Source organism: Streptomyces lavendofoliae (assembly GCF_014649735.1).
In the GTDB taxonomy this organism is placed as follows: Bacteria; Actinomycetota; Actinomycetes; order Streptomycetales; family Streptomycetaceae; genus Streptomyces; species Streptomyces lavendofoliae.
In genome coordinates this window covers 430627-437405 of record NZ_BMTP01000005.1, presented here as the reverse complement: position 1 = coordinate 437405, position 6779 = coordinate 430627, and the positions used below count along the sequence as shown (strand labels likewise).

Annotated in this window: 7 protein-coding genes; 3 read left to right on the top strand and 4 right to left on the bottom strand. The window is 72.2% G+C overall.

Going from position 1 to position 6779, the window contains the following annotated elements:
• Nucleotides 1–124: 124 nt before the first annotated feature.
• Both purN and IE109_RS12865 read right to left on the bottom strand, forming a co-directional pair.
• Nucleotides 125–754 (bottom strand): phosphoribosylglycinamide formyltransferase, encoded by a 630-nt coding sequence (gene purN / locus IE109_RS12870; protein ID WP_189550942.1) that lies wholly within the window; start codon nucleotides 752–754, stop codon nucleotides 125–127.
• Nucleotides 751–1662, bottom strand: coding sequence for a MarR family transcriptional regulator (locus IE109_RS12865; RefSeq protein ID WP_189550941.1), 912 nt, complete (start codon nucleotides 1660–1662; stop codon nucleotides 751–753). The genes purN and IE109_RS12865 overlap by 4 nt, the downstream gene beginning before the upstream one ends.
• A gap of 596 nt (nucleotides 1663–2258) precedes the next feature.
• On the opposite strand from IE109_RS12865, the gene IE109_RS12860 reads away from it, so the two are divergent.
• The gene (locus IE109_RS12860) at nucleotides 2259–3185 is read left to right on the top strand and encodes a LuxR C-terminal-related transcriptional regulator (RefSeq protein WP_189550940.1); all 927 of its coding nucleotides are present in this window, start codon (nucleotides 2259–2261) and stop codon (nucleotides 3183–3185) included.
• Nucleotides 3186–3670: 485 nt separating this feature from the next.
• Nucleotides 3671–4099: an ATP-binding protein gene (locus IE109_RS12855; protein ID WP_189550939.1), complete on the top strand. Its 429-nt coding sequence runs from the start codon at nucleotides 3671–3673 to the stop codon at nucleotides 4097–4099.
• Between the two features lie 61 nt (nucleotides 4100–4160).
• On the opposite strand, the gene IE109_RS12850 is transcribed toward IE109_RS12855, so the two are convergent.
• Nucleotides 4161–5258, bottom strand: coding sequence for a bifunctional succinyldiaminopimelate transaminase/glutamate-prephenate aminotransferase (locus tag IE109_RS12850; RefSeq protein ID WP_189550938.1), 1098 nt, complete (start codon nucleotides 5256–5258; stop codon nucleotides 4161–4163).
• A gap of 80 nt (nucleotides 5259–5338) precedes the next feature.
• Nucleotides 5339–5659, bottom strand: a complete 321-nt coding sequence (gene fdxA, locus IE109_RS12845) for a ferredoxin (RefSeq protein ID WP_031078476.1) — start codon at nucleotides 5657–5659, stop codon at nucleotides 5339–5341.
• Nucleotides 5660–5772: 113 nt separating this feature from the next.
• Between fdxA and IE109_RS12840 the strand changes: the two genes are divergently transcribed.
• A complete protein-coding gene (locus tag IE109_RS12840; RefSeq protein ID WP_189550937.1) occupies nucleotides 5773–6777 on the top strand; it encodes a GNAT family N-acetyltransferase in 1005 nt (334 codons plus the stop codon).
• Nucleotides 6778–6779: the final 2 nt, after the last annotated feature.

Sequence of the window (6779 nt, the reverse complement as noted above, 5' to 3'; positions counted from 1 at the left end):
TCACCATCGGCCTGGACGAACTACGCCAGGCACACCAAGCCACCATCCCCGCCCTCCTGGCATGAACGAGCCGACAGCCGTGGCCGTCCCCCGCGGGGAGACGGCCACGGCCGACGGACGCCGCTCAGGGGATCAGCACCCTCCGACCCACCAGGCGGTGGCCGTGCCGGGCGATCCGTCGCACGACGTCGACCAGCAGGGTGCGTTCGACCTCCTTGATCCGATCGTGCAGACGGGACTCGTCGTCATCGTCCCGGACCTCGACCACGCCCTGGGCGATGACCGGACCGGTGTCGACGCCGTCGTCCACGAAGTGCACCGTGCATCCGGTGACCTTGACGCCGTACGCGAGAGCGTCGCGGACGCCGTGGGCGCCGGGGAAGCAGGGCAGCAGGGCGGGATGGGTGTTGATGACACGGCCGCCGAACCGGTTCAGGAAGTGCTTCCCCAGGATCTTCATGAAGCCGGCCGACACGACGATGTCCGGCTCGTACGCGGCCACTTCGTCGGTGAGCGCCGCGTCCCACGCGTCACGGGAGTCGAAGTCGCCCACCCGGCACACGAAGGTCGGCACCCCGGCCCGTTCGGCCCGCGTCAGACCGGCGATGCCCGGCCGGTCGGCTCCGACGGCGACGACCGTCGCCCCGAAGCCGGCCGGGTCCGCGGCGGACGCGTCGAGAAGGGCTTGCAGGTTCGTGCCACCGCCGGACACCAGGACGACCAGGCGGGCACTCGATGTCTCTCGGGGTGTCATGACAGGGCGTCCACCAGTGCGTCCCCCCGGAGGGTGCGGGAGATCCGCACCTCCCGTCCCTGCCGCTCCCGGGACAGCAGGCCGGCCTGTTCCAGCTGCCGGCAGTGGTACGTCACCGTGCCGGCGGTGCAGTGGAGCATGTCGGCCAGCGTGCCCATGGAGACGGACTGCGTCCCCTTGCGCAGGATGACGGCCCGCAGTTCGCCGAGCGTCAGCGCGAGAGGATCGGCCGAGGACCCCTCCGGGGCCGCGCTCCCCCGCAGCAACCGGCCGAGTCCGGCGAGGGGGTAGCCAATGTGGGCATGGCCGTCCGGGTCGACGCGGTGGACGCACGCGCGGCTCCCGGAGACGAGGGGCGTGAGCGTCATTCTGCGCAACTGGATCGCGGGCGTCCGCGGAGCGTTCGCCGGGAGCACGAGATTGCCGTCCGCGAAGGAGATCCTGGGGCTGAGGTCGGCGAGAACGGCTCCCATCGCTCCGGTGACGGAAGCCACACCGATCCGCCCGACCTCCCTTTCGAGGAATGGTTTACTCCGCTGCCAGAGCTCCGCCAAAGAAGCCCATACCGTGCGGGCCATGGCGGCGTACGCGATGAGGAATCGGGAAGGATTGTCGATGACTTTGCGCCACACCGGCGGCACTTTCCCGTCATACAACCGCCCGAGATCGGCGATCAGCGCCTCCGGCGCCGTCTCGGCAATTCTCTGGGTCTCCTCCCGGACGCTCCTGCCGTCCTGGTCCCCGCCCATCCAGAGAAGGCGGGGCACATGAAGGGTGCCCGTCGAGGTGAGGGGCCCGGCCACGTCCGGCAGACGGTCCGGGCAGGCCGCCCTCAGCGACCTCCGCCAGTTCGCCGGAACCCCCTGCGGCACCCCGAAGGTGTCTGCCAGCAGAGAAAGAACCGACATACCGGGCTGTATCGATACGGAAACTGGTATGTCCACACTTGCGCCTACCTGAAGTCGGACGATTTCGCCCACTTCGCTCCCCCGTTTTTCAGTGTTTCAGCGGTGACCCGCATGCGATCCGCACGCCGAGGAAGCACCCTCGGTGTGCCAGGTGTTGCGACCTCGAGGATCTGTCAGTTCGGCGACCTGCGCACCGGAGCCGCTGCCGCGAGCGGCCCGGGCAGCCCCGGACACGGGGCAGGGCCTCCGGTCCCCGGCCTGTCACCACAGCACCGGGTCCGGCGGGAAAGGGACGTACGCATGAGCTACCTACCCTGCCGAAGCGAATGAGCGCGCAGATCCGGCGAGGGCAAGGCAAGACCCCGTCCCCCCGCACGGCGATCCTCGCTATCGATCCTTACTCAGCGCCCGGCTGAAGGGCCATCCGAAAGAGTTGCCTGATGTTACATTGCACATCTGTGAAGCGGCATCAGAGGTGCGCAACGGCGCCCAATTGCGGCCAAGCCGAGCCAAAGGCTCCCTGCGATTGGGCGAAGGGGCTGTACCGCCAAGCGGTAGTTGAAGGCGATATCTTTATCGACGTCATACCGGATTGCTTGCGAAAACTTCAACTCCTCGTCACGCCCGGCGAGGAGGACGGGCCGGCCCGCGCGGTTCCGCCGCCCGTCGCCGCCGAGGCCGCCCTCCGCCCCCTGGAAGAGGCGATGACGCGCCTGCGGCGGGAGGCGTCGGAGATCCGTGCCGCCGTGGCGGCGTACGACTCCGTGTACTCCGAGGGCAGGGGCCGTACGAAGGAGAGCCTCAGCGTCGTCCACGGCAAGCGCGCCATCCACCACGCGCTCGAGGCCGCGGCGCAGAGCTGCGTCACCGAGGTCCTCGTCGCCCAGCCGGGTGGCGGCCTGCCGGCCGAGCTGCTGCAGCGGGGCGTCGCGCTGAGCCTGCCGCTGCTCGCGCGGGGCGTGCGCCAGCGCACGCTGTACCAGCACTCCGCGCGGACCCACAAGCCGACCCTCACCCACATCGAGCAGCTCCTCGCGCACGGCGCCGAGGTCCGCACCCTCGCCGAGATGTCCGACCAACTGATCATCTGCGACCAGGACGTGGCGTTCCTCCCCTCCGCCGAGGACGCGGGGCACGCCATGCTGATCGCGACCCATCCGGACCTGGTCCGGTACCTCCGGGTGATGTTCGAGCGCTCCTGGGCGCAGGCCGCGCCGGTCGACCCCTCGGTGTCCCGCCGGCCCGACAGTCCGTTCATGAGCGATCTCCAGCGGACGATCCTGCGGGCCATGGTCGAGGGGGAGACGGACGAGCGCATCGCCCGCAGGATCGGCCTGAGCCGCCGGACCGTCGTGTCGCACATCCGCAAGGTCGCCGAGCACTTCGGCAGCAACAGCCGCGCCCAGCTGGGTTTCCTGCTCGCCGGCTCCGGACTCCTCGACGACGCGGCCCCCGGCGGCGCCCCCGGCGACCCCGAGGGCGCCGCGCCGCACCGACCGGCGTCGCCCTTCACGTCCGACTGACCCGGAACCGCACAACCCCGCACGCCCCGCACCGCGCGCCCCCGCCACGCACCGCACCGCACCGCACCGCACCGCACCAACGTCCCGCACCGCACCGCGCATCCCGCCCCGCGCCCCGCCCCGCACCGCGCATCCCGCCCCGCCCCGCGCCCCGCCCCGCACGCCCCGCCCCGCGCGCCGCCACGCACCCGGGCGCGCGTACGGGGCTTCACCCGGGAGAGGCACTCGCCGTCCCGTCAACGGCCGTACGCGATCCGGCGCGCGCCCACCGCCCTTTTTCCGTACCCGCACCGGGAAGTGACGGTTCCTCACGTCATCGGAGCTCCATCGTTTTGCCCCGCTTCGGGTGGAGCCGATAATGCGACGCATTACCAACTCTTTACCCGGCCTCTCCGCAACCTCCCCCGCCCCCCGAGCGGTTGTCACGGCGTCCGATCGTCGGACAGGCACCACCGTCACACGACCTCTCCCGTCGAAGGAGCATCATGTCCCTCCCCCTGACCCGCCGGATCGCCCGTGCCGCGCTGCTGATCGCAGCGGGCGCAGCTCCCGTGGTCGGTGCGGCCGGCTCCGCAAGCGCCGTGGACCTCCCCGCAGCCCCCGAGCTGGGCGGCGTGAGCAGCCCGGACACCGCCTCGGCGACCGACACCGTCAGCGACGCCGCCACCGGCACGACCGGTCTGGCCGGCGAGGCCGGCGGCCAGGCGGTCGAGCGGGCCGTACCCGTCGCGGGCGAGACCGTCGCCGGGACGGGCGGGGCGGCCACCCCCGCCGCCCGGAAGGCCGCCGGTGACGCGGCCGGCGGCGCCGGGAAGCTCGTCGGCGGCGCCACCTCCGCCGCGCCCGCCGACGCGCTCGGCGGCGGCGTTCCGGCGGAGCTGCCGGTGAAGACCCTCCCGGCGCTCGGCGAGTAGGACCCGCGTACGCGAAAGGGCCCGGGGAGCCGCGCACTCTCCCCGGGCCCTTCGGTGTGTCTCAGCCCAGCCGCTTGACCGCGGCCTCGACCCGCTCGTCGGTGGCCGTGAACGCCACCCGCACGAACCGCTCGCCCGCCTCGCCGTAGAAGTCGCCGGGGGCGACCAGGATCCCCAGGGACGCCAGGTGGGCGACGGTGTCCCAGCAGGGCTCGTCGCGGGTCGCCCACAGGTACAGGCTCGCCTCGCTGTGCTCGATCCGGAAGCCGTGCGACTCCAGCGCCGTGCGCAGCGCGCCGCGCCGCGCCGCGTACCGGGCGCGCTGCTCGGCCACGTGCGCGTCGTCACCGAGCGCGGCGACCGTCGCCGCCTGCACCGGCGCCGGCGTCATCATCCCGCCGTGCTTGCGGATCCGGAGCAGCTCGCCGAGCACCGCCGCGTCCCCCGCGACGAACGCGGCACGGTAGCCGGCCAGGTTCGAGCGCTTGGACAGCGAGTGGACGGCGACGATCCCCTCGTACGAACCGCCGCACACGTCCGGGTGCAGTACGGAGACGGGCTCGGCCTCCCAGCCGAGCTCCAGGTAGCACTCGTCGCTGAGGACGAGGACGCCGTGTTCGCGCGCCCAGGCGACGATCCGGACCAGCTCGTCCTTGGGCAGGACCGCGCCGGTCGGGTTGGACGGCGAGTTCAGCCACAGCAGCTTCAGCCCGGCCGGGTCCAGCTCCGTCGGGTCGTCGTAGACGACCGGCGTCGCGCCGCACAGCCGGGCGCCGACCTCGTACGTCGGGTAGGCGAGCCGGGGGTGGGCCACCGTGTCACCGGCGCCCAGGCCGAGCTGGGTCGGCAGCCAGGCGACCAGCTCCTTGGAGCCGACGACCGGCAGCACGTTGGTGTGCGCGAAGCCGCGCGCGCCGAGGCGCCGCTCGCACCAGCCGGTGAGCGCGTCGCGCAGCTCCCCGGTCCCCCACACCGTCGGATAGCCCGGCGAGTCCGCCGCGGCCACCAGCGCCCGGCGGACCACCTCGGGGACGGGGTCCACCGGCGTGCCGACGGACAGGTCCACGATGCCGTCCGGGTGGGCCGCGGCCGTCTTCTTGTACGGCTCGAGCCTGTCCCACGGGAAGACGGGGAGGCGTGAGGAGACGGGGGAGGACACGGTGCTCGCTTTCTTCTGCTCGGGTCGATACGCGTCGGTCCCGTACAGCGGCGGAGCCGTACGGGACCGAGGGCGCGCGATCAGCCGTTCTGCGGCGGCAGGGCGGCGATGAAGGGGTGGTCGCGCTCGATCAGGCCCAGCTTCGAGGCACCACCGGGCGAACCGAGGTCGTCGAAGAACTCGACGTTCGCCTTGTAGTAGTCCTTCCACTCCTCAGGAGTGTCGTCCTCGTAGAAGATCGCCTCGACCGGGCAGACCGGCTCACAAGCACCGCAGTCGACGCATTCGTCCGGGTGGATGTACAAGGACCGCTGGCCCTCGTAGATGCAGTCGACGGGGCACTCCTCGATGCATGCCTTGTCCTTGACGTCGACACAAGGCTGCGCGATGACGTAGGTCACGCTGGTCGTTCCTCCTCGGTAGGGCTGTGTGCGCGGGAGCGCGGCGTCGTCGATGCCCGCACCTAGTATCTCCGTTCTCGGGACGGAACCGAACAGGAGGGGCGGACACAGCTGTGGAATTCACTGCGGGCGGACGGCTGGAGGTCCGGATCACCCCTTCTGACGTGGGAAAAAGAGTGTCCGTCCGTCGGTTGAGCGACCCTGGAGCACGCCCGGAGAAGTTCACCGACACGGTTGGTGTTCTCACATCATGGGACGACGGTGTGCTGCTGATCACACGACGGACCGGTGAGACCGTCCGTATGCCGGAATCGTCGCTGGTCGCGGGCAAGGTCGTACCGGCCGCGCCCGCCCGGCGCAGGGGCCCGGCGGCCGGTTTCGGGGAACTCGCGCGGGTGACCGCGCGGGCCTGGCAGCCGGTGGAGAGCGAGCCGCTCGGGGAGTGGACGCTGCGGGCCTCCGGCGGGTTCACCCGGCGGGCCAACTCGGCCCTTCCCCTCGGTGATCCCGGCATGCCGCTCGACGACGCCCTGGCACGCACCCGTGCCTGGTACGAGGAGCGGGACCTGCCGCCGTACGTCCAGGTGGCGACCGGCGAGGAGGGGACCCAGGAGCGGCTGTGCGCGGCGCTGGAGGAGCGCGGCTGGCGCCGGGAGGTCACGGCGGAGGTACGGGTCGGGGGGCTCGCGCCGGTCGGCGACCGGGAGCCCGGGGACGTACGGCTGTCCCGGTCGGTGGACGGGGCGTGGCTGCGGCGCTACCACCGCTCGGGCGGCGAGCCGGGCCCCCACATGCTGCGCGTCCTCGGCGCCGGACCGTCGGTGTGGTTCGCCTCGGCGCCGGGTGACGGCGACGTGCCCGCGGCCGTCGGGCGGTGTGTCGTGGACGGGCGGTGGGCCGGCTTCATGGCGGTCGAGGTGGACCCGGCGTACCGGCGGCGCGGCCTGGGCACGGCCGTGATGGCGGCGCTCGCCCGCCGGGCGCTGGAGGAGGGCGCTTCGGCGGCGTGGCTGCAGGTGGAGACGGACAACGAGAGCGCCCGCGCCCTGTACGACGGGATGGGCTTCGCCGTCCATCACCTGTACCACCACTTCCGATCCCCCGAAGCGGGTACGTGAGG